We start from the raw sequence: 24,461 nt of genomic DNA on the forward strand, positions 1-24,461 counted from the left end.
CGCATGTTCATGTTTTGGTGCCGCCAAAATACATGCTTTCACAGGTAAGCGCAAGCAGGAATCCCGTAAAAGGGGTATTCATTTCTGTGAACGTTCTTAAAAGATAGTTATGAATGGTTGTATGGTTCGATGGTTGTATGGTTATGATAACTGAGATGATATAAAATAAAACAGGCCGGGAAGCCGGCCTGTTACACTTGTGAATTTATCCCGTAAAACAAACTTATTTCGTAATAATCAGGTTCGCGGTGTGCTGTACGCTGGCTGACTGAATTTTTACCACGTACATGCCTGCTGCGAGGTGATGTTCTATCCGTGCAATGCCGCTTATTTTTTTCAGCAACACCATTCTGCCATTTACATCCCACACACTTACCGTGGCCTGCCCGTTTTGTGGTATGCCCTGCACATCGATGTAAAACTGGTTGCCTGCTGCGGGGTTGGGGTACACTTTAATGGCATGTGCGGTAAGTGCCGCCTTGGCTGCAGTTACGGCCACCTCAGTTGATTGCTGCACAGTACCGCCGGTACGCGCTGCCTGACCCGTTTGCGGATTAATGAACTGCCACATGGCACTGTACCAGCCGCTTTGCACGCCGCTGTACTGTGCATAACCCAGCTGGCCCTCTACATGAATCCATTCAGATGGCTGCCACCTGTTTTGCAGGTAACTCCATCCGTCGGTTGCGGCGGCTACCGTCCACATAGCGCTGTACCAGCCGGGGGTAATGCCGCTGCATTGTACTGCACCGTTCTGGTTTTCTACATGCATGTAGTTGCCGGTACTGCGGTTTTGCAATAAAATATAGCCACTGCCTGCATCTACCTTGGCCCATTGGTACAGGTTGTTGGCAGAAGATGGATTGGTACCGTATTTCACCTGGCCATTGCCACCATCATACAAAAACTGCGTAGGCTGCCAGCGGTTTTTGATCTGATAATACACGGTTCCGGTGGATGGTACGGTAATAGTGCTGGTGGCTGTTTTATTGCCATCCTGTGTAGTTACGGTGATCACAGCAGTTCCGCCTGCAACAGCGGTTACCAAACCACTGCTGTTTACCGTAGCCACAGCTGCATTACTGCTGCTCCAGCTCACTGTTTTGTTGGTTGCATTGGATGGCGATACGGTTGCCGTTAATTGCTGTGTGGCGCCTGCATTAACGGTTGCCGTGGTTGGACTAACGCTAACGCCTGTTACTGCCACGGGTGTGCCGGGATTGGTATCGTACCAGGTATTGTTGAGGTACCAGCCGGTTTTGTTCCTGTTCAAATCTGCCGTTTGATTGGTACCATCATTAAAGATCAGGTTGGTGGACGTAATGTTGGTGAAGGTGTAACTATACCAGCCGTTGCCTGCATTGGTCATGTTTACACCGGGCCAGGTGCCGTCTGCCAGTACGCCTGCGGGCAGCGCACTCCACCAGTATATTTTAATGCCCGTACCCCAGTTGGATGGTTTGTAGAAGTTCACCGTGAAACTGGTGGCAGCCGTTACCGTGATAGCAGCCGCAGCGGTTTTGTTGCCATCCTGCGTGGTGGCCGTAATGGTAGCTGTGCCTGCTGCAACCGCGGTTACCAGTCCGCTGGCATTCACGGTAGCTATGCTGTTGTTGCTTGAACTCCAGCTAACCGTTGTATTGGTGGCATTGGCCGGTGCCACCGTCGCGGTTAACTGCCTGGTTGTACCGGCGCTGATGCTGGCACTGGTTGGACTAACGGTAACACCGGTAACCGGCACCACCGGTACATTGGCATTGGTTAGTACTTTATACTGGTAAGCGCTTAAAGCCACACTGGCGCCAAGGGTTACCGTGGCGCCTGAATAGGCATCTTTCCAGGTAGAGTTGGCCAGTGCGGCGGGAAGTGTAAAATTGTTTGATGCATTTCTGAGATTGGAAAACACCAGCACCTTTTCCGTGCCCGATGTTTTGGTGAACACACAGATATCGTTGTTGGTATAGGAAACAAGCGTGCCGCGCCGCAGCGCCGTGCTGCTGTTTCTGAAAGCAATGACTTTGGTATACTCTGCCGTAACATCGGGGTTAATGCTCCAATCGATGGTAACAGAAGTAAAGGGGAATGTAATACGTGTAGGAAAGGCTACTTCCTGCCCGTTGTAAATGAAGGGAACACCTTTCATGTAGGCAGCTACTACAAAAGCAGCCATGGAGCCGGTTTTACCGCCGAAGAGTTCAAGGGGTGTGCCTTCAGCACCGTTTACATCGTGGTTGGTGAGGTAACGGGTTATTTGCTGGTTGCCCGTTGCACTTGCGTACTCTACGTTGTTTGAATTGTCGATAGCGGTTGCAGCGCCGCCTGTGAAAATGGGTTTCAGGCTGTTGTAGTAAAACTGCATGCCGAAGTTGTAATCGAACCCGGCAGTGTAGTTGGCAGCGCGGGTACCTTCTGCCAGCAGCAACAGTTTGTGTGTAGTAATGCCGCGCAATGAACTGATGGCCTGCTGCCAGAAATCAAGCGGCGGGTTATCTGCAAAATCACAGCGAAAGCCGTCTACATTGGCATTGAACACCCAGGAGCGCATGGCATTGATCATGGCAGTACGCATGCTGGTGCTGGCGAAGTTGAGGGCTGCCACATCTGTCCAGCCGTTTAAGCTGGTGATGTTACCATTGCCATCGTGCAGGTACCAGTCGGGGTGCTGGGTAATCCAGGGGTGATCCCAGGAGGTTTGGTTTACCACCCAGTCGAGCATAACGGCCATGCCCCTGCTGTGTGCGCCATCTACCAGCGCGCGTAAATTGGTGAGTGAACCGAATTCACTGCCCACACTTTGAAAGTCTTTGATGCAGTAGGGAGAGTTAACCGCGTTTAACGTGCCCACGGGATAAACGGGCATCAGGTAAATCACGTTGGTGCCAAGGGCCTTGATCTGGTCAAGCCGGTTGATAACACCCTGTAAATTGTGAGAAGAACTGAACGCGCGCATGTTTACCTGGTAAATAACCGCGTCGCGTGTGTCGGGCACACCGGAGAAAGGTGTACCATACTGTGCGGGATCCTGTGCATGTGCCATACCTGCACACAGCAGCCACACAGTTAGCAAGGCATGCGCCAGCAGGCGCAGCGCCGGAAAGCCCATACGGCTCCCCGGCGATCGTTTTGTTGTTTTCATACGCAATATTTAATCGTTAGCAAATGACAAAGTCATTGGAGTACTAGGGATTCTGCAACACCAGGTACCCGTACGGCTGCAAAGCAACCTGGCTTTGAATGGTAATGGCGGTACCATCAAAAGCATTCTTCCAGCTGCTGTTGGCGAGCGCAGCAGGCAGCGTATAACTCACTGCCTTGTTGCGCAGGTTAACCAGCACCAGCACTTTCTGATTATTCAGCACACGTGTAAACGCACAAACATCCTGATCGCTGTAACTGGTGTATGCACCCCTTCTCAGCGCTTCATTACTGTTGTGCAAAGCGATGATTCTCTTGTATTCCGCAGTCATATCAGCATTCAGTGTCCAGTCTATCACCGTGCTGTTGTTAAAGAAGTTCAGTTTAACCGGGCAGCCTTTTTCCTGCCCGTTATAGATCATGGGAACGGATGTAGTGAATGCAGCAGCTGCAAAGGCCGCAAGCGAACCCTGCTTACCGCCCAGTAAGTCCAGCGGTGTGCCATCGCTGTTGTCTACATCGTGGTTGCTGATGTAACGCACCGCGCGGCTGTCTGTACCGGCGAGGTTGTATTCAACGGTATTGACTGAATCAATGCTTTGCACTGATCCGTTCTTTGCGTAAATGTTGTTCACCAGGTTGTAGTAAAAGCCCATGGCGTATTTCAGCTGGAAGCCGCTGAGGAAATGATCCGTACGGGTGCCTTCTGCAAACAGCAGCAGTTTGTGTGTGCGGATGGCACGCAGCGAATCGATGGCTTGTTTCCAGAAACCGGCAGGTACAAAATCAGCCGCATCACAACGGTAGCCATCAATATTGGCATTGTATACCCAGTATTTCATGGCTTTGATCATGGCGCTGCGCATATCGGCATTGCCGTAGTTGAGTGCCGCCACATCGTTCCACCCGGTGTTTACAGGTGAGATGATGTTGCCTGCTGCATCCTGCTGGTACCAGCTTTTGTTGGCTGTCCATGCATTGTCCCAGGCGGTATGGTTGGCTACCCAATCGAACAGCACGGCCATGCCCCTGTTGTGTGCTTCCTGCACCAGGGTGCGCAAATCAGCGAGTGTACCAAACTCAGCGTTTACGCCTGTGTAGTCTTTCACGCAATACGGCGAGTTCACCGACTTAACGGTACCCACGGGATAAACGGGCATCAGGTACAATACGTTTACACCAAGGGCCCTGATGGAATCGAGCCGGCTTTGTACGCCTTTAAAATCGTGCGTGCTGCTGAATGCGTGGATGTTTACCTGGTAAATCACGGCATCCGGTGCATCGGGTACCTGTGCGTAAGGTGTGCCATATTGTACGGAATCTTTTACTGCGGGCACAGGCCCGGTGGTATTGCCGGGCGCTGTGCTGCTGGTTTTGCTGCATGCAAGCAGCAGCCATGTAATTAATAATCCCAGTTTGTTCAAAGTAACCATGGTTGCTGTTGCTTTTAGTTTTTCCGGAGGCTGTAGGTATACTTGCCGCCAGTATGTAAATCAAGTGTAATGGTGTAGTTGCCGTCTTCTGTTACAGAGAGATTGCTGAGGCCGTCTGTATAACCGAGGAAGGGGTTATCTGCATAAGCCAGTTTGCCGGTATTGTCTATGCCAAAGTCAATCTTCCATTCGTTGTTGGCCCTGAACTTGAAGGAGCCGTTCTTTTTCATGGCCGCCTGTACCGTCCATACCTGTGCGGTTGCATCGTATTGCAGCTGCGTATCGTTGTCCCAGCCGCCAGGTGTGGCGTCGCCGATAATGCCCCAGGTTACGCGTGTGGCTGTCCATACGTTTTTGTTGAGGTCAGCAGTGAGGTAATAGTAACCGCCGTCTGGTACAGATAAACCGGCAGCATTGCCGTCTGTACTGAAGGTGCCGTTACCACCGTCTCCATAGTTGGTGTGGTTCCAGTCGGGTGCATTGGTGAACTTAAAGTAGTGCTGACCGGGCGCTGCCATGTACACATATCCTTCGTACAAACCGGCTTTGCCGTTTACAGCGCCGAGTTTGGGTGCAGATGCAGGATCCCAGTTCTGGTAATCACCGGGTATATACATGTCCAGCGCATAAGAGGTCACCTGCAGGGAAAGCGTGTTGGTATACACCGGCGGCACTGTTGAAGCTGTACCGTTGTATTGGTTCACCGTGGCTTTTACACGCGCCACCAATGTGCTGGCAGCACCGGGTGTAAGGCCCATGCTATTGAGCAGGTTATTGAGGTCTTTACCCACAAAGGCATACTGCAGGCCGCTTACGGTATAGAACTTCGCATTGGCCCAGTCATTCGCCGTGTCTTTCGGCGCAGCGAGCTGAAAAGTATAACTCACTACAGCGCCATTGCCAAAGCTGGCAGCTTTCCACTGAAAGGTTACGGCCGTATCGTTTTCTGTTGCCTGTGTTAATACAATGGCGGCACTGGTTGAAGTAAGTGCATTGCCGGTTTGAAACTGCCCTGGCTGCAGGTTGTACTGCACGGCATCTTTTTTACATGACGCCACACTAAGCAGCGCCAGTACAGCAAGGATATATTTGGTTATTTTTTGCATACAAGCATGTTTAACAGCGTTAAAGATCAATAGCCGCTATTCTGTTTAAGATTGGGGTTGGCAATGGTTTCAGCAGATGGAATGGGGAACAGCGCAAAGTGTGCATCTACACCCGCACCGTTTTTCACACCGCCTTTCCACGGCCACAGGTAGGTATTGCCGGTAAATTGCTCAAAACGGATGAGGTCTGTTCTGCGAAAGCCTTCCCAGTATAATTCACGCATGCGCTCGTTCAGCACATCCTGCAATGCAATGCTGCCGAGGTTGCCGCTGCTGTTCCCATAGGCCCTTGTGCGCAGCAGGTTGATGTACTGTAATGCCGTTGCATTGCTGCCGCCCGCACCACCACGCAAAACTGCTTCTGCATATACCAGGTACATTTCTGCCAGCCTGAACAGCGGGAAGTCTGTACGGCACAATACGCCGTTGGCTGATGGTGGTGTAGCACCTTTGGAGGTAAGGTTGTTGAATTTGTATACAGCCAGCCCGTCGTTGAAGGTGAGTACATCGTTTACTTCCAGGTTGCCCGGACCAAACTGTGCGCGGGAATCTGTTGCGCCACTGTAATCGCCGAATACCTGGGGCAGACTTTTGGTGCTCCTGTTACCCAGCCAGCCACCACCCGGTATGCCGTAAGCTTTGTTATCGGCTACATTGGTGCCATGTGCAGCGCAAATCAGGAAAGTAGTACCACCATAGTTTTGTGAGTTGATAGCATCGTAAGCAATAGGCAGAATGACTTCGGTATTGGCTATATTGTTATCGCCCATGAACAGCGATTTAAAGCTGCCCTGCAATGCATAACCTGCGCCGATTACTTTCTGTGCATAGGTAATGGCATCTCCATAATGTTCTGTACCGGTATATACTTTTGCATTCAGGTACAGGCGCGCCAGCAAGGCCCATGCAGCACCCTGATCGGCACGTGCGTATTCATTTTGCCGTGCAGGTACAAGGTCTGCATCAATGGCTTTCAGTTCAGCTTCTACATATTTAAACAGATCGGCCCTGGAAATCTGCGGGGGAATGAATTTACCAATGGGATCTTTCTCTGTAACAAAGGGCGGGTTGCCAAACAAATCCATCAGCACCCAGTACTGGTAAGCACGCAGGAAACGCGCTTCAGCCCTGAAGTTGCGGATGGTGGCAGCATCGCCTTCCTTAAAACCACGTGCGGCAATTTTATCATCGGCACTCTCCCTGATCAGTTCATTACACACGGTGATCTGGTACAGGCTGCGCGCATACAATGCATTCACCAGTACATTGGAGGATGTCCAGTTAATGTTATGGAACGCCTGCAGATTGGCATCGTTCCAGGCACATACGGCCTCATCAGTGGTAAGCTCCTGTAAGTTCCAGTAAGCACGTACAAAATCGGTAGTACCTGCATCGGTGATGCCGGCAATGTTGATATCGGAAACGCCCACGCCGCTGCTGCTCACCAGCGAGTAACTGCCGTATACTTTGGCAAGTACCTGTTTATAGCCATCCATGGTGGCGTATTGTTTATCGGCAGTATTGGCATTGAGCGGCTGCAGGTTCAGGTCTTTGGTGCATGATGCAAAACCCAGCATCAGCGCCAGTACCGGCAGCAGTATAGGATAAGTGTATTTCTTCATAATGACTTTTTTTAACCGTTTTTAGAATTGCAGACTGGCACCGAGTACAAACGTGCGGGGTCTTGGGTAAATGGTGTTGTCGATACCGCCGTAGATTTCAGGATCAAGTCCTTTGTACCTGGTAATGGTGAACACGTTCTGGCAGTTGGCATTTAAACGCAGTCCCACCTTGTTGTTCAGTATGCGGCCTACGGTATAGGCTACACCAAGGTTGTCCATCTTCAGGAAAGAAGCGTTTTCGATGTAGTAATCAGATTGTGACTGACCATATACAAACTGTGTATTGTACACATCACGCAGGCTGTTGGCCAGGTAACCCAGCGGGTTCAGGATGTTTGACTTCAATGAACCGGTAGCAATGCCATTGTACATATAGTTACCGATATTGGCACGCAGCACGGTATTCACCGCCCATTTGCCATAGGTAAACTGCGTGGTAAAGCCCAGTACAAATTTGGGGAAGGGTGATTTGTAGCGGTACAGGTCGTTCTGGTTAATGATGCCATCACCATTAATGTCAGCGAACACGCCTTCAACAGGTTTGCCGTTGCGGTATTGCTGGTGATATACATAGAATGAATTGGCCTGGTAACCTACGGAGTTGATCTGGATAATGCCATTACCGGTTAAGGTACCCGGATAGGTAGAATCTTTGGTAGCAGTGAGGTTGGTGATCTTGTTCTGGTTGTATGATGCATTAAAACCAATATCCCAGCTGTATTTGGCAGTCTTCAGCACGGTAGCATTGATGGCCATTTCCACACCTTTGTTCTCTACATTACCTACATTGGTTAAAATGGTGCTGCTGAAGTTAGAGCCTGAAGGAATAGGAATGGTGTTCAGCAGGTCTTTCGTTTTCTTGTAGTAGAAATCAAAGCTGCCGCTGATGCGGTTGTTGAGGAAACCATAATCTACACCGGCATTATAGCTGCTGGTCTGCTCCCATTTTATACCGGCATCATAGGCAGCAGGTGTGCCCATGTAATAGTATTTATCGCCGAACTGTACGGCAGATCCGTTACCGCTTAAAGAATACACGCTCTGGTAAGGATAGTTGTAAATACCATCCTGGTTACCGGTAACACCATAGCTCAAGCGCAGCTTCAGATCGCTGAGCGCTTTGGCATTTTCCAGGAAAGATTCTTTGTTTACACGCCAGGTAAACGCTACCGAAGGGAAGGTTCCCCAACGCGTGGCAGGCGCAAAACGGGAAGATCCATCTGAACGGATAGAGGCAGCAACAATGTATTTGCCATCATACGTATAAATCAAACGGCCGTAGTAAGAGATGAGAGTATTCTCCGGTTTATCCATCTTGTACAGTGGTATGCTGCCGGGAATGGTATCGCCATTGGCCCTGATGGCGGGATAGTTATAGTTGGTGGTTAGGTTGTTGTAGTAGCCATAACCCGCTGTTACATTCACATTGCTTTTCAGGGGCTTGATGTCTTTGGTATAGTTCAGGTAAAACTCCCCTACTTTATTACCAATTTTATTGGCGTATTGGTTGTGCTGACCACCATCAAGGAAGTTCTGTGCGGCATAGGCAGGCACATCAATTTTACCGTCGCCTTTGGCAATATCATAACCCAGGTTCAGGTTGGCATGCAGTTCGGGTAAGAAATGAAAGCTGTAATCAAACTGTATGTTGCCATAGCTGCGCTGCACGGTGCTGCGGTTGTTGTACAACTCAAGCAGGGCAACCGGGTTGCGCGGTGCCAGCTTGTTCAGCGTAACATCGCCGGAAGCTGCATCTACAGATGCCCACTCAAAATAGTTGCCATAGGGTGAAGCGGCATGAACGGGCTGTGTGGGATCGAAGTAGGCGGCCGAGCTGATGGCTGCGTTGTTGGCAAAACGTGTTTTGTTGTAGGCGCCTTTCAGGTTCAGGTCTATTTTCAGGTGGTTATCCAGCAGGCGCGGACTTAATGAGATACCTGCTGAAATACGCTGCAGGTTGTCTGTTTTCAGCAGACCATCCTGGTTTAGGTAGCCTACGGAGAAACGGTAAGGCATGTTCTTTAACGCACCGGATACGCTCAGGTTATTGTCGGTACTAATGGCTGTCTGGTATATCTCTTTCTGCCAATCGGTATTGGCGCTGCCCAGTAAAGATTTATAGGTATGCGTGTTGTCAAATGTACCGCCACCCAGTGAATCTACATAACTGCGGAACTCGGCAGCAGACTGCACATCCATTTTTTTAGCCAGTGTTGCGGCAGACACCTGTGTACTGAAACTGAATGTGGGCGTGCCTCTTGTGCCTTTCTTGGTAGTAATGATAATAACACCATTCGACGCCCTTGAACCATAGATGGCGGTAGACGCCGCATCTTTCAGTACGGTGAAAGATTCAATATCGTTGGGGTTAATCAAACTGAGTGAATTGGAAGCGCCATAAATGTTATTGCCGCTCAGGGGCACACCATCTATCACAATCAGCGGGTCGTTACTGGCATTGAGTGAAGCACCGCCGCGTATGCGAATGGTACTGCCTGCACCTGGTGAGCCGCTGTTGGAGGTGATGCTTACACCGGCCACTTTACCGGCGATGAGTTGCTCAGGCGTGGTAATACTGCCCTGCTGAAAGTCCTTCGCAGTTACAGTGGCAATAGCGCCGGTTACTTCTTTGCGGCGTGCGGTACCATAACCAATCACCACCACATCGTTCAATGGTGATGCATTGGAAGTAAGTGTAACACTGAGTTGTGCTGCGGCTTTCACCAGCAAGGTATCGTACCCGATATGTGTTAGCTGCAGCTGCGCATCGGCAGGTGCAGTTAAGGTAAAATTGCCTTTGGCATCCGAGACTGTTCCTTTTTCTGTTCCGGCAATACGCACTGAGACATAATCCACCGGTTCTCCTTTTTCATTCTTTACAGAACCGTGTACCTGTATGCCAGGTGACTGCGCCTTTGCCTTCAGCAGCAGTGCGCTGCACAGGCATAGCAGTAAGAGCATCGTTGAAATGCGGGGTAAATTCATATATGACAAGTTAAAGTGAAGAAGCGCTGTTAGTTAATATGTGGTGATTAATATTGAATCAATGTTGCTAGTTAAGCATTATCTATTTTTTAACCGCAAAGTGCGCAGGGAACAAACACAGAGCGCACAAAGAGGCGGCTTAACTAAACTACATTAATAGTTAATGGTGATTGTATTGTTGCTGTTATCCAGTACCACTGTTTGTGCTGTATACGTATAGCCGGGCATTACAGATCCTGTTATATTGGCTGCTGTATAGGTTTTGCCGTTTACCTGCAGGCTGCCGTTGTTAAAGCCGTGCAGTACCAGTTGTATTTGATGAAACTTAGAACCATTGCTGCCGCTGGGTTTATCCAGTACAATGCTGTTGTTCGCCGTATTGATATGTATGTTTCTTTTGTAGAAATAGCCCTGCTCGTATTTGTAGGTTTCGCCATCATCTTCGTAATAAGTAAAGCTGTTGCTGCCGCCGTTGTAAATGTGCAGCGTAAGCGTATCCGTAGGTTGTTCTTTTGTGCTTTGTATCAGCGACTGCATGGGCACAATGCTGCCTGCTTTTACATATACCGGTAAGGTGGCGGCAGACAACCCGATCAGTTTTTCCGTGTTACCGTTTTCTTTTACATCGTTGTACAGGTTGTACCACTGCCCCGCAGGCAAATACACTTTGGCATATTGCTGCACACTCTCCTGCGGTATTACCAGGAAGGCCTGTCCTAACTGAAATTCGTTCTGGTAAGCGGGTTTGTATACATTGGCATCGTGCGTGTAATCAATGGCGAGCGAGCGCACCACCGGCATACCGGTTTGCGTAGCTTCATAAAAAGTAGAATAGATATATGGCAGCAGGTGATAACGCAGGTTGATGTAGTTGCGTGCAATATCCTGTATGGTTTCACCGAACGACCATGGCTCTGCTGCCTTGCTGTCAAGCGCCGTATGGTTTCTGTAATAAGGAATAAATGCACCCAGCTGCATCCAGCGGCTGTACAATGCGGCTGAGGGGTTGCCGGTAAAGCCACCAATGTCCATACCGGTAAATGCCACACCACTTAGTCCCAAACTATTCAGCAAACGCACACCTGCCAGCATGTGATCATCTTCTGCGCGGTTATCGCCTGTCCATATTGCTGTATACCGTTGCAGTCCTGCATAACCGGAGCGTGTTAAAATAAAGGGGCGTTTCTGTAAATCGTTGCGTGTGCCTTCGTAACTGCTGCGCGCCATTTCCAAACCAAACACATTGTGACCTTTGAGGTGTGTGGTGGGGTGGCCATCAAAATCGAATAGTACGTTGTTGGGCATCTTCTGTCCCCAGGTAGAAATCTCGTTCATATCGTTCCAGATACCTGCAACGCCCTGGCGGGTGTATTTCGTTACCTGTTGCCTCCACCAGCTGCGGCCCTTTTCGCTGGTAAAGTCAGGGAAGTGGCACCAGCCCGGCCACACCTGGCCGGTATAGGGTTGTCCGTCGGCATACTTCAGGAAAATGTTTTCCTGCATACCGCTTTCATATGCCGCGTATCCCTTTTCGGTTTTAATACCGGGGTCTACAATCACGGTTGTTTTAAAACCCATACCAGCCAGGCTGTCGAGCATTTTTTCGGGGTTGGGGAAGCGTTCTTTGTTCCAGGTAAACAGCTTGTAGGCATCCATGTAATGAATGTCGAGGGTAATGCCGTCTGCCGGAATCTTTTTCTCGCGAAGCGTATGGGCTATGCGGTACACTTCGGTATCGGGATAATACGAATAGCGGTTTTGCTGGTAACCGAGCGCCCACATGGGGGGCATGGGCATACGGCCGGTAAGCCAGGTGTACGATTCAATGATACCTGCCACGCTGCTGTTGTACAGGAAATAGTAATTCATTTCACCGCTTTTGGCCCCGAACGAGGAGAAGCGGTTATTGCTGGCGCCGAAATTAAAATCGGTCTGCGCCGTATTGTCGAGGAATATGCCGTACTGCAACCCGTGGTGCAGCCCCATGTAAAACGGGATGGTGCTGTACAGCGGGTCCTGCGCTGCGTTGTAGCCATACACATCCGAGTTCCAGTTGGTATAGGCATTGCCCTGGCGGTCGAGGTTGCCTGTTTTTTCACCGAGGCCGATAAAGCGTTCGCCTTCCTGCAGGTGTTTATAGGCAGTTACCTCCGACCCTATCCAGGAGGTGGTTAAACCGGGCTCATCTTCACTGATGAGCCGGTTATCGGGGGTATAGAAACTAACAGAAAACGGCTTTTTGCCAATATGTATACGAATGGAATCTGTGCTGAATTGAATATCCTGCGCCGTTTCAACCGGGGTTATTTTACCGGAGGCTTTGGCAGTTACGGCATAGGAAAAATCATCACCCAATGGCTGGCCGGATATACGCACCCGTACCACCGAAGCGCTGTATACCTGTAAACGGACAAAGGCATGCGTGGTGGCAATATCGAGCCGGCCGTTGGCTGCCGACACTTTTTTTACATCCCCAACGGGCAGTACCTGGTCTTGTGCACGGGTGGCTAACGCAGCAACCGCAAACGAACATAACAGTAGAAAACGTCTCATAAACTGGCTTGGCAATCTCTTGAAAAGGGTTAGAAATTGAATAACCAGTCAAAGAAACTGAGCAAGCAAGCCGCTACCAATTTGTAAAAGGGTTATGGCAAAAAAATAGGCAAAATCGAGAAAATTAAAAATGTAAGATATTTTATATCAACAAGTTAATAAACATTAAGATTTTAACTAATAGAATAAAAAAAGACAGGAAAACCAAGAGTTTAGCGGATGTACCGGCTTCGCCCGGGCGGAATTTTTCTCACTCACCACTCACTACTCACCACTGACTACTCACTACTCACCGGCCTCGGGCTTACGCTTTTTACCTGCATAATCTTTTCTTCAAAAACGTCGCCCGGCATGGTTGCCTTGTTTTTGATGCGGGATTTGTAGCTGTAAATGGTTTTAACGGAATACTCGAGTATCTGGGCTATCTTTTCGGGGTCGGTTACACCCATGCGCATCAGGGCGAAAATGCGGAGGTCGGTGCTCATCAGCTCACCGTCTTTCAATACAATACGTTCGTCATCGCGCAGCAGGGAATTTACCTCTGCCACAAAATCGGGAAACAGCTTCAGGAATATTTTGTCGAAACTGAGCAGCAGTTCTTCTTTTTCCTTGCGGGCGTCTATTTTATTTAATACAAAACGGATATCCTCGTATTTGCGTTCATGCAGTTTTTGCTCGATGGTCATTTTAATCTTATCGAGCTTGCCGTAAAACTCGGAATCCATGTTAAAGAAATAACCGATGTATTCCTGTTTAATCTTATTGGCGTCTTCCAGTTCATCGTTTACCAGCGCCAGTTGCCGGTTGGCCTGGCCCAGCTGTTCATTGGCCTGCTGCTGCAGGGTATTGGCGGCTTTTAATGCCTGCTGTGCCAGCTGCAGTTTTTTTACCTGGCGCAATACCACAAAGGCCAGTACTACCAGGGCAACTACCAGTAAAGTAACGAGTATGGCGTAATTGGCCAGCCTGTTTTTCTGCGCTTCAATACCGCTGATGCGGGCACCTTCAATTAAAGGAAGGATAGAACTGGCCTGTACTTTACGCTGGCGTGCGCCGTAAAACTCTGCATTGGAAATAGCACTCTCAATACACATCACCGCATGTTTGAGATCGCCTTTTTTATACAACAGCTCAGACAGGTGGAAGATGGCCACTGTTTCCTTGGTGCTGGATTCGATATCGGCCACGGTTGCACGTATCAGTAGGCTGATGGCATTGTCCATATCACCCTTGCCCTGGTAAATGGCACTTAAGGTTGATGCAGTAAGCGCCAGCTGGTGTGCGGTTAAACCCGGTTGCTGCATCAGCTGCTCCAGGTAATGACTGGCTTCTGACGTTTTACCGCGTTTCAGGTTAAGCAGCCCGTTGTAATAAATAGCTTCAAAAGAGCCGGGTATATAATAATGTAAGGCAGAATCAAGGTATTTGCTGCCTTCAATATCGTAGTTAACCGAGTGGTAGTTGTCGTTGGCATAACCGGCGAGGTCGTAATAATAGCGGCCCCACAAAGTGTAGTACTCCCCTTTCAATGCATCTGGCACAGGCTGGCGCGACAAGGCAAGCAGGGAATCGTAGGTTTCCTTGTACAAACCGGCAGACAATAATATAAAGCTGAGTTTGAGTTTGGCTGCGGCTGTATAATTGTTGCCGCCAATATGCCGGGAAAGCTGAATCAGTCTGCGTGCATAGGTATAGGCAGAATCGTAATTGAATACCTTGTACGCCTCATATATTTTTTCGTAGCTGCTGAATATGGTGGTGTCGGTAACATGGTCAGACTGGAGGGCCTGTGTAAGCTGCTGAATTTCCTTCACCCTTGCAGCATCGTATTGGGGAGCAGCATGAATGGTGGCAGCCAGCCTGGTTAACAAACTGTCATTAGTATTGGCATAGGCGCCGGGGGTAAGGGCGGCCAGCAGGCATAAGCAAACAAGCAATGGTTTCATAAATCGATACATACACTTTCCGGAACGGACAAATCTATCTTTTTTTTCAACACAAAAAGTTGCGGTTACAGTATATGCAGCCAATGCTTTGGGGCTGCAACGGCCAATACGTTTTAGCAAGGCCGGCAGCTGATATCAAATGACGGGAGAAAGAGGTTTACAGGTCTTTATCCCTGAGCGGTTTGGTATTTACATGGTTGCCGCTGGCAGAAGGGCAACCGCAATGGCTTTTACCTGAGCTGCTGCACGATGTAAAAGTGATGGCAGCAACAAGCAGCAAAGCAGCAGCAGAAAAGAGTTGTTTCATGAAGGATAATTTAGGAACGGTAAATATATAAATTATTGATCAATTGAAATACGCGGCATGCACCACTTGCCGCCATCCTAATCAGAAACGCGCAGCAGGCGGATTTATTACCTGCATATGAATTTTTCGGTATATTTATAGCACTAGCATAATTACTTATGAAATACTATATCCTCGCTTTAGGCGGTTTACTGTTCGGCTACATGGCACATGCACAGGTTTCAACTCCCAACAACAATCCCCGGCAGTACACTTACAAACACGAACCCCTGGTAATTGTAGACAGTGTTGAACTGAAGGGCGCCAATGCATTGCAACAGCTGGACCCCGGTATCATACAAACCATGACGGTGCTGAAAGATTCTGTTGCTACCAAAAAATACGGACTGCGCGGCCAATATGGTGTTATACTGGTGAGCACTAAACCCGAAGCGCATTGGAAACCTGCTGCCAATACAGACAACAGGCAGTAATTACAGCCAGCGGTAAAGCATCCCGTGCTATTGCCAAGGCAGCTTTCGCCGCACTTTATAGTCGCCTATTGCTACGATGGGTGAACTGCGCCCAAGAAGAACGCAAAATAGTAAAGTAAACAGCCTGAACAGTAGTGAATACCTAAATTGCCTGCTCAAGTTAACCCGATGAAATACTTTTTACTACTTTTTGTTTTATTTACCTGTGTTTGTGCACAGGCGCAGAAAAAGAGCAAGGGCTTTACCAGGATCGATACGATTGTGGTAGCACCGCCTAAATTTACCACCAGGGACAGCCGGGCCACGCAGCAACCGGAGAACAACGCCAATACAGTGTACTTCAACAGGCCACCCGATACCACCAATCACCCGCTGTACGTGGTAGACGGCACTGAATTTAACACGCCTGCTTTTCCTACAATTGACCCGATGACCATCACGGGCATCGACCAGGTAAAAGATTCGGCTGCACTGAAAAAATATGGCGAACGCGGCAAAAACGGCGTATACCTGATTACCACCAGGGGTGGCATCTACCGCACCAAAACGCGCCCCGCCAGGCAAACGGGCAACACTGCGAAGGACAGTGCCACGCATTAATGTAATTGTTGGCATTTCATTGGGCGGTGCATGACAGCGGGAGTGCTCAAAGGGCTTTCCGCAATCCTGTTCAACCGGCTATACGAGCCGGTTATACCACCAATAAACTACAGCCGCGTATATCGCTGTTGTCCATACGGCCCCATACTTCAAAACTGCCGTCCGGATGCACCTGTCCCACATCTTCCGTGGCGATAAAGGAACAGCTGTGTATGTTGGCCAGGTCAATAATGTTGAGTACTCCACGCCCATGCCGGTGCAGCAGCAAGGGGTCTTCTTCATCCCTTGGCAACACCTTCATCCATGGCGGGCAGTGAAAACGGCCCTCCCCCTTTGCATACGCCTGGCTCAGCAATTCCGTCATTCCATATTCTGCATGCACGCTGCTTATACCCAGCTGCTGCTTCAGGTAATCGTGCAATTCGTACCGCGTAATCTCTTTACGGCGCCCCTTCATGCCACCGGTTTCCATTACCACCGTATGTTGCAACTGCATGGGAAAACCTTCGGCAAAATCAAGCAGTCCAAACGTAACACCTATCAGTAATACCGGCGTTCCAGCCTGTTCCAGCACACTCAGGTTGGCAGCCAGCTTATCATGATCGTACAGGTAAAAACCGCTGTCGGCATGGCCGGACAGCTGTATCATATCATCCACCATTTTCACCAGCGAAGAATGTTGCCGTTCCAGGTAAGCAGGCAGCAGGCCTATCACACACCAATTGCTGATGGGACCATATTCGCGCTCAAAAGCTTTAACAAAACTTTGCCGGTATACCTCCAGCGACTTCACCAGGTGTTTGCTGTTAATGGTTTGCGTGGTGCCGCTGCTTTCAAACACAATCTCAGGCTCAAAAATGCCTGATACCACCGTGTGTGTTTTAAAAAAAGAGATAGGCAGAAAAGGAATGTCGGCCACTTGTTGTACCATGCTGCTGCTTACACCCAACGTATCGCACCATGCGCGGTACACCGGGTTGTGCGAATACTGGTACCGGAATATTTCCAGGGCAGCGCCGGGAAAATCAATGGTATCTTTAAAAATATTGTCAACAATACTTTCGTTTAAAGGATACTGATCGGTGGTTTTATTTAAATTTGACATGCAACTGTAAATAGATTGCGCCGGGCATTTGCATAAAACGGTATAAAACCATTGAAACAACAACCGGCTGAAAATAAAAACTACAAACTGGTGAAAGCAAAATTATTTATTATTGGCCTAATCGCAATCGCACTGGCAGCATGCAGCAAAGATCAATTCAGCACCAAACCGCAACTTACCTTTAAAAGCGTGAATGATACCAGCTTTGTACAACGCCAGCTCATGACCTTTAAAATTGATTTTACCGATAAAGAAGGCGATATACAGGATACACTTTGGGTTCAGAAAATTTCTTTCACCTGCTCAGACGGCGATTTTACTTCAGGTTACCAGGTGCCTGATTTTACGGCGACCAAAAACCTGCAGGGCCAGTTTGAAATCAATTACGTATACAATGCAAGCGATGGCGGTTACCCCAGCATTAATGCATGCCCTACTGCCGCGCGTGTAGATTCCTGTTATTTCCGTTTCTGGTTAAAAGACAAAGGCAATCACATCAGCGATACGGTAAGATCTCCTGTCATTAAATTGCTGGCACAATAACAACAGTTTGCTAAAAAAGATATCATGGCTGCTGATTTTCGGCAATTATTTTTATGCACTGTGTGCGGTGGCACTCGCCATTGAATCGAACCTGCAGATAGGTTTCACACTCAACAGCGGCCTGTTTTACCTGATGTTGTTCACCGGAACCGTGGTGTATTATACCCGTGCCTACATCAGCGAACAATATGTGCACAGCACCAACCCGCGTACGCTCTGGTACAGCAATCACCGGCGGCTGGTATTTGCCACACAGCTTATCTTAACCATTGTCTGCGCAATTGCAGCATTGCTGTACCTGTGGGAAATACGTTCCGATGTCTTCCACATATCGCCCTGGCACTGGGTTATTGCCGCACTGGTGCCCCTGGTTGCGGCTTTTTATTACGATATACCACTATTGGGTTTTATGCACCTGAACCTGCGTAAAACCGGCTGGATGAAACCCTTTGTCATCGGCTTTGTATGGGCAGGGGCCGTAACCCTGTACCCTGTTATCTTCCGCGTAACAGAAACCCGCTCTGCCTACATCATCTCCCTGCTCGAAGCCTGGTTCTTTCTCAAAAACTGGATGTTTATTACCGTACTGTGCATTATGTTCGACATCAAAGACTATGCTTCCGATTCGAACCTGCAGCTCAAAACCTTTGTAGTACAATACGGACTGCGGAAAACGCTTTTTTTTATCATTATCCCGCTTACCATCACCGGTTTAATTTCTTTGCAGATATTTGCACATATCAATCATTTTCCTGCTTTAAAAATAGCGATCAACACCATTCCCTTTATCGCATTGCTGGTGGTGGCTTACTCACTGCACCGCCGCAAAAACATTGTTTATTACCTTACCGTGATAGACGGGTTGATGTTGCTGAAAGCAGTGTGTGGCATTTTAGGTGTTGAACTGGTAAAATAAATACTATGGCAAAAGAGAAAAAAAACAAAGACAAAAGTACCAAAGAACCGTCCGTTGTTTTAACAGAAACCGCTATGGGTTTCTTTAAAAACTATATCAACAATCCCTCGCCTGTTGGCTTTGAAAGCGCCGGGCAAAAGCTGTGGCTCGAATACCTGAAACCTTATGTAGATACGCATTTCACCGACCCCTATGGCACTGCTGTGGGTGTTATTAACCCCGATGCCCCGTTTAAAGTGGTGATTGAAGCGCATGCCGATGAAATAAGCTGGTTTGTAAACTATATTAACGACCAGGGCTTGATTTACCTGAAACGCAATGGCGGTGTTGACCACCAGGTGGCCCCCGCCAAACGCGTGTTGGTTCATGGTAAAAAAGGCCCGGTTAAAGCTGTATTCGGCTGGCCAGCCATTCACACCCGCATTGGCAACCCTGATCACAAAGAACCGCAGCCCCGGGTAGACAACCTGTTTCTCGACTGCGGTGCACGTTCTAAAAAAGAAGTGGAAGACCTCGGCATACACATCGGCTCTGTGGTTACCTACGAAGAAGGGTATGATGAACTGGCGTACGATTACCTGATCGGCCGTGCATTCGACAACCGCGTAGGTGGCTTTATGATTGCCGAAGTAGCCCGCCTGCTGAAACAAAACAAAAAGAAACTGCCTTTTGGTTTATACATTGTAAACGCAGTACAGGAAGAGATTGGCCTGCGTGGCGCAGAAATGATCGCCCGCCGCATTAAACCCAATATCGCCATCATTACCGACGTTACGCACGATACCAATACGCCGATGGTGAACAAGATTATTGAAGGGGATATCTGGTGCGGCAAAGGCCCTTCACTGGCCTATGGCCCTGCTGTACACAACAAATTGCTGAACCTGGTACAGGATGTGGCTGAGAAGGCCGAAATACCTGTACAGATGCGCACCGTAAGCAGAAGCACCGGCACCGATACCGACAGTTTTGCCTATGCCAACGACGGCTGCCCTTCGGTACTTATCTCCATACCGCTGCGCTACATGCATACCACGGTAGAAATGATCCACAAAAAAGACATTGAAAATACCATTCTGCTGATGTATGAAACCTTGCTGGCTTTAACGCCGCAAACAAATCTCAGCTACCTGTAGGCCCTGCCTCCATGTAATGGCATATCCCCCCTGTGGTATTCCTGCAGGGGGGATTTCTGTTTAATTGCTTCAGCGCGAACGCCGTTCAGCCATGTAACTGCCCGGTTATCAATCAGCCCGGCTAACGCGCTGTTACTTTCCTATCTTTGCGCCTGCAAATCCTGTATTGGCTAAGTCATTCCTTTAAACAGGAATGGCCTCAGGTACGCTGTATTCCAAATATTTTGAAGGGTTATTCGTCAGGTGCAGTATGAAAAGAAAACAAGCGGCAATTCCCAGGCATCATATTATTGAAGGCGCCCGTGCAGGCATCTTTATCCGGGGCATTGCAGAAATACACACCCTGCACCTGCATGCTATTACCGAACCACACCGCGACAATCATTTCCTGCTGTTTGTAATGGACGAAGGGTATGTTGATATGCTCATCGATTTTAAGCGGCACCAGCTCCAGGCACCTTCCATCAGTTTAATATGGCCCGGCCAGGTACACAGCCTGGTAGAATACCGCAACGCAGGTGGTTACACCATTTCATTCGATGCCCCGCTAATGCCTGTTCCCCTGCAGCGCGCCCTGCAACAGGCTATTGCACACAAACCCGTATTCAGCATTTCGCCCGGCCTGCACCAGCAGCTGATGCAACTCTGCTGTATTTTACACCAGCTCAATAACGATAACCAGGGCATTTTCACCGTACCGGCCAGGCACAGCATACTGCAAAGCATACTTACCCTGCTGGCCAATGAAGCCACTGTTCCCGACCCCTGCAACCGGCCTGCCGATACCCGTAGTGTGGTAATTGAACAGGATTTCAGGGAACTGCTGCATACCCGCTTTAAGGAATGGAAAAAACCGGCCGAATATGCCGGTGCTCTTGCCATTTCTACCTCGCACCTGAACGATATGGTGCACCAGGTATCCGGCTTTTCCGTATCGCACCATATTCAGCAGGTCGTAATGCTCGAAGCCAAACGGTTGCTGTACCATACGCCCCTGAGTGTAAAGGAAATCAGCAATGAGCTGGGGTATGACGACCATGGCTATTTCTCCCGCCTGTTCAAAAAAGTTACCGGGTGTACCCCATTGGGGTTCAGGCAGCAATACCGGTAAACAGGATATTTTCCGGCGTTGCAGTATCTTTTGTATACCTTGCACCCTTGAATACCATTACCACCCAACTGGACTTTATTGCCCGCGAAGCGGAGGAGAAAGAAGCTGAAAATGCCGCTTTCAAAGATTTTGTACGGGCGCTTCCCTCCGATGAGGTAGACACCCTGGTGCTGCGGCTGAGCAATGAAGTTTCCCCGCAAATTGATTGTACTACCTGCGGCAACTGCTGCCGTTCCCTGATGGTAAATATTACCGCACCCGAAGTAAAAGCCCTCGCCGCCCACCTGCAAACCACCGAGGAAGATGTAAAAGAACGTTATGTGGAATGCAGCAGCAGTGGCGAAATAATGGTGCTTAATTCCATTCCCTGCCATTTTCTAAAAGGCAACAGCTGCTCTATTTACGAGCACCGTTTTACCGAATGCCGGGAATTTCCCAGCTTTCACCAGCCCCATTTCCAGGGCCGCCTGTTTGCTACCTTTATGCACTATGGCCGCTGCCCTATTATTTACAATGTAATGGAGCAAATGAAGCAGGAGTTGGGATTTTTCAAGTGAATAGTCAGTGGTGAGTGATTTTAGCGGGTCCGTAGGTGAATACTGAATAGTCAATAGTGAATAAATACAAAAGCGCTGCAGTCGTTGACTGCGGCGCTTTGCTCGACGCCTGCGCGGGTGTCCTCACCTGCGCCTATATATTTGTAAGCCATCTTTCCATCAAACAATCCAGCAATGGCACTATCAATCCATCAGTTCCCTGATCGCTACGCTGGCCAGTGTGCAACCGAATATGGCGGGCATATAGCTGATGGTACCGATGAGTGTTTTCTTGAGAAAGGCTTTTTCGGTAACGATCACCCTGTCTTCATCAATCTTTTCGGGACTGAATACCACCTGTATGCCTTCGCGCACACCTTTTTCGTTGAGGCGCTTGCGTACGTATTTGGCCAGTTTGCAATCGTAAGATTGCTGGATATCGGCCACCCTTACCTGCGAGGGATCTGTTTTGCCGCCTGCGCCCATGGCACTGGCAACCGGCAGTCCGCGTTCAACGCAAATACGCAGCAGCGCTACTTTGGGGCCAAGGGTATCAATGCAATCCAGCACATAACTGAAAGCACCGGGCTGCAATAATGCTTCCAGCTGTTCTTCCTGCAGGTATTGCGGCAGTACAGTTAAATCCAGTTCAGGATTAATGGCGCGCAGGCGCTGGGCCAGTACTTCTGCCTTACGCAAACCGGCGGTAGTATGCAGCGCGGCTATTTGCCTGTTACAATTGCTGAGATCTACCACATCGGCATCTACAATAGTCATTTTACCGATGCCTGCACGGGCTATCATTTCGGCACAAATGCCGCCAACACCACCCAATCCTACCACCAGCACATGCTGTTGCATTAAATGGGTTATCTTCTCATCGCCCAGCAATAACTGGGACCTGCTCATCCAGTAAGGGATCATAAAGGTTGTTTAACTGCTATGGTGTTTGCAACAAATATTTTCTTTTACGGCACCTGCACCGTAGTTTGCAATCACCAGTTTTATAATTTTTGCAAAAATGTTGGTTCAATGCGGTTTATAAAAATATTTTTCCTGTTATCAATGGTTGTTGCGTTACAACCCGCCCATGCACAGCAACCCGTACAGCTGCTCGATTCTGCGCACAAAACCAGCCTCCGCGGCTTGTCGGTGGTAAACGACAGCGTGTTCTGGGCAAGCGGCAGCAATGGTATGGTAGCCCGCAGTACCGATGGCGGTAAACACATACAATGGATACAGGTACCGGGGTTTGAGAAGCGTGATTTCCGCGATATAGAAGCCCTGAATGATAAAATTGCCGTGATCATGGCAGTGGCCGAACCGGCCGTTTTATTGCAAACCACCGATGGCGGCAGCAGCTGGACCAAAGTATTTGAAGACACAGCCAAAGGCATGTTTCTCGATGCCATGGCCTTTTCGCCCGATGGCCGCAGGGGATTTGTTATAGGTGATCCCCTGCAAAACAACCGCCCTTACCTGGCAGCCACGGAAGACGGCGGTTACAGCTGGTTTAAGGTGAACACTATTGCCGACAAGCAGCTGCCCCTGCTCAGCACAGGTGAAGCGTTCTTTGCATCAAGCGGAACCAATCTTTGTTTTATGCAACAGAAACTGGTGTTTGTAACAGGCGGCATCAAATCGCGCATCGTGTTATACAATAACCTGCGCAACGATTCACTGCCCATCATGCAGGGACAAACCAGCACAGGCGCCAACTCCATTGCCAGTGCGGCTTCCGGCAACTATGCCGTGGTAGTAGGCGGCGATTTTGCAAAAGATACCATTGCGCATGATAACTGTGTACTCGTTAAATTAACCGGCAAGGGTTTCAGTTTTAACAAACCTGTTACATCTCCGCACGGCTATCGCTCATGCGTTATATTCACCGGCAAACATTCGCTTGTAACCTGCGGCACCAGTGGGGTTGACGTATCGGGTGATGATGGCAGCAACTGGCAGTTATTAACACGACAGGGGTTTCATGTAGTACAGCAGGCCAGGAACGGGCACCGTGTATATTTCGCAGGAAGTAATGGCAGAATCGCCGTGATGAATGCGGGTTATACCGATAAATAGCAAAATATTTTTTTTTGCTCATTAAACACTTCTATCTTTACACCGTCTCAATTGTACTTCGTTTGGATATAGGGCAAATACTTCTGCCCGAACAACTACTACTCTTAACAGGCAATGGTTACAAGCCATAAAAGAACCTGTTACAATTAACAACAATATCGTATCATTTATATCAGCCATGTACTGTTGTACCTGCAACAACCGCACATGGCAGTGTATACACCAACTTTTTTTTATGCAGCAGGGTTAATAGGGCTGTCCTGTTTCGATCAGGATGCCCTTTTTCTTTTTCGAGACATCGAGACGTCGACAGTCGAGATGATCTGAGCGAATTTAATTTTCTAAGCACCGGTACACTAACGTTGCACTTCGCTCCGTCCTCACCACTCACAACTCACCACTCACTATTTTTATTCACCATTGACTATTCACTATTCACTGGTTTTCCCCTCATTTCTTAAATGCAAAATACACCGCCCCCATAATGCATGCAAAGCTCAGCAGGTATTTCCAGTGAAAGGGCTCTTTCAGGTACAGTATCGCGAATATGGTAAAGATCACCAGGGTAATTACCTCTTGTATAATCTTCAGCTGGAAGCCGTTAAACCCATTGGCAAAGCCCATGCGGTTGGCAGGCACGGTTAAACAATATTCAAAAAAAGCAATGCCCCAGCTTATTAAAATGGCCTTCCATAACGGAACACCTTTCTCCTTTAAATGCCAGTACCAGGCAAAGGTCATAAACACATTCGAGCAAATCAGCATCACAATGGTGCGCATGGGAATGACGGTTTGATGGTTGTATGGTTTGATTGTTGTATGGTTTAATGGCTCGATGGTTTCAACAATCAGGCCATCAAACAATGAAGCCATCT

Annotated in this window: 19 protein-coding genes; 8 read left to right on the forward strand and 11 right to left on the reverse strand. The window is 48.8% G+C overall.

All coding sequences use genetic code 11. From position 1 onward, the window contains the following. Nucleotides 1-223 precede the first annotated feature (223 nt). From DXN05_RS16445 to DXN05_RS24730, 8 genes are all read right to left on the reverse strand, one after another. Nucleotides 224-3,136 carry an Ig-like domain-containing protein gene (locus DXN05_RS16445; RefSeq protein ID WP_116848365.1) on the reverse strand — a complete coding sequence of 971 codons (2,913 nt, stop codon included), beginning with the start codon at nt 3,134-3,136 and terminating at the stop codon, nt 224-226. A 43-nt stretch (nt 3,137-3,179) separates the two neighbouring features. Then, nucleotides 3,180-4,568 carry an alpha-amylase family glycosyl hydrolase gene (locus DXN05_RS16450; RefSeq protein WP_116848366.1) on the reverse strand — a complete coding sequence of 463 codons (1,389 nt, stop codon included), beginning with the start codon at nt 4,566-4,568 and terminating at the stop codon, nt 3,180-3,182. A 14-nt stretch (nt 4,569-4,582) separates the two neighbouring features. After that, nucleotides 4,583-5,674, reverse strand: a complete 1,092-nt coding sequence (locus DXN05_RS16455) for a SusE domain-containing protein (RefSeq protein WP_116848367.1) — start codon at nt 5,672-5,674, stop codon at nt 4,583-4,585. A 26-nt stretch (nt 5,675-5,700) separates the two neighbouring features. Continuing rightward, a complete protein-coding gene (locus DXN05_RS16460) occupies nt 5,701-7,296 on the reverse strand; it encodes a RagB/SusD family nutrient uptake outer membrane protein (protein ID WP_116848368.1) in 1,596 nt (531 codons plus the stop codon). 21 nt (nt 7,297-7,317) lie between these two features. Continuing rightward, nucleotides 7,318-10,281 carry a SusC/RagA family TonB-linked outer membrane protein gene (locus tag DXN05_RS16465; protein ID WP_116848369.1) on the reverse strand — a complete coding sequence of 988 codons (2,964 nt, stop codon included), beginning with the start codon at nt 10,279-10,281 and terminating at the stop codon, nt 7,318-7,320. 153 nt (nt 10,282-10,434) lie between these two features. Beyond that, the gene (locus tag DXN05_RS16470) at nt 10,435-12,834 is read right to left on the reverse strand and encodes a glycoside hydrolase family 31 protein (protein WP_116848370.1); all 2,400 of its coding nucleotides are present in this window, start codon (nt 12,832-12,834) and stop codon (nt 10,435-10,437) included. A 278-nt stretch (nt 12,835-13,112) separates the two neighbouring features. Continuing rightward, nucleotides 13,113-14,780, reverse strand: coding sequence for a DUF6377 domain-containing protein (locus tag DXN05_RS16475; RefSeq protein ID WP_147313946.1), 1,668 nt, complete (start codon nt 14,778-14,780; stop codon nt 13,113-13,115). 157 nt (nt 14,781-14,937) lie between these two features. Further along, nucleotides 14,938-15,087 (reverse strand): hypothetical protein, encoded by a 150-nt coding sequence (locus tag DXN05_RS24730; RefSeq protein WP_158559280.1) that lies wholly within the window; start codon nt 15,085-15,087, stop codon nt 14,938-14,940. A gap of 158 nt (nt 15,088-15,245) precedes the next feature. On the opposite strand from DXN05_RS24730, the gene DXN05_RS16480 reads away from it, so the two are divergent. Both DXN05_RS16480 and DXN05_RS16485 read left to right on the forward strand, forming a co-directional pair. Beyond that, nucleotides 15,246-15,560, forward strand: a complete 315-nt coding sequence (locus tag DXN05_RS16480; protein ID WP_116848372.1) for a hypothetical protein — start codon at nt 15,246-15,248, stop codon at nt 15,558-15,560. A gap of 168 nt (nt 15,561-15,728) precedes the next feature. Next, nucleotides 15,729-16,160: a hypothetical protein gene (locus DXN05_RS16485; protein WP_116848373.1), complete on the forward strand. Its 432-nt coding sequence runs from the start codon at nt 15,729-15,731 to the stop codon at nt 16,158-16,160. Between the two features lie 91 nt (nt 16,161-16,251). On the opposite strand, the gene DXN05_RS16490 is transcribed toward DXN05_RS16485, so the two are convergent. Then, nucleotides 16,252-17,265 (reverse strand): LuxE/PaaK family acyltransferase, encoded by a 1,014-nt coding sequence (locus DXN05_RS16490; RefSeq protein WP_116848374.1) that lies wholly within the window; start codon nt 17,263-17,265, stop codon nt 16,252-16,254. 90 nt (nt 17,266-17,355) lie between these two features. Between DXN05_RS16490 and DXN05_RS16495 the strand changes: the two genes are divergently transcribed. From DXN05_RS16495 to DXN05_RS16515, 5 genes are all read left to right on the forward strand, one after another. After that, nucleotides 17,356-17,808: a hypothetical protein gene (locus tag DXN05_RS16495; RefSeq protein ID WP_158559281.1), complete on the forward strand. Its 453-nt coding sequence runs from the start codon at nt 17,356-17,358 to the stop codon at nt 17,806-17,808. Nucleotides 17,809-17,815: 7 nt separating this feature from the next. Then, on the forward strand, nt 17,816-18,724 hold the full coding sequence (locus DXN05_RS16500; RefSeq protein WP_116848376.1) for a UbiA prenyltransferase family protein: 909 nt from the start codon (nt 17,816-17,818) through the stop codon (nt 18,722-18,724). Nucleotides 18,725-18,729: 5 nt separating this feature from the next. Then, nucleotides 18,730-19,860, forward strand: coding sequence for a M42 family metallopeptidase (locus tag DXN05_RS16505; protein ID WP_116848377.1), 1,131 nt, complete (start codon nt 18,730-18,732; stop codon nt 19,858-19,860). A gap of 250 nt (nt 19,861-20,110) precedes the next feature. Next, nucleotides 20,111-20,971, forward strand: a complete 861-nt coding sequence (locus tag DXN05_RS16510) for an AraC family transcriptional regulator (RefSeq protein WP_158559282.1) — start codon at nt 20,111-20,113, stop codon at nt 20,969-20,971. A gap of 47 nt (nt 20,972-21,018) precedes the next feature. Then, the gene (locus DXN05_RS16515) at nt 21,019-21,528 is read left to right on the forward strand and encodes a YkgJ family cysteine cluster protein (RefSeq protein ID WP_147313947.1); all 510 of its coding nucleotides are present in this window, start codon (nt 21,019-21,021) and stop codon (nt 21,526-21,528) included. A 183-nt stretch (nt 21,529-21,711) separates the two neighbouring features. Here DXN05_RS16515 and DXN05_RS16520 read toward each other — a convergent pair whose 3' ends face one another. Then, entirely contained in the window at nt 21,712-22,431 is a 720-nt protein-coding gene (locus DXN05_RS16520; protein ID WP_116848380.1) for a tRNA threonylcarbamoyladenosine dehydratase, read from the reverse strand. 141 nt (nt 22,432-22,572) lie between these two features. Between DXN05_RS16520 and DXN05_RS16525 the strand changes: the two genes are divergently transcribed. Further along, nucleotides 22,573-23,586 (forward strand): WD40/YVTN/BNR-like repeat-containing protein, encoded by a 1,014-nt coding sequence (locus DXN05_RS16525; protein ID WP_147313948.1) that lies wholly within the window; start codon nt 22,573-22,575, stop codon nt 23,584-23,586. Between the two features lie 450 nt (nt 23,587-24,036). Here DXN05_RS16525 and DXN05_RS16530 read toward each other — a convergent pair whose 3' ends face one another. After that, a complete protein-coding gene (locus tag DXN05_RS16530) occupies nt 24,037-24,459 on the reverse strand; it encodes a DMT family protein (protein WP_245975239.1) in 423 nt (140 codons plus the stop codon). Nucleotides 24,460-24,461 lie beyond the last annotated feature (2 nt).

This window comes from Deminuibacter soli, from assembly GCF_003412455.1.
GTDB classification, from domain to species: domain Bacteria; phylum Bacteroidota; class Bacteroidia; order Chitinophagales; family Chitinophagaceae; genus Deminuibacter; species Deminuibacter soli.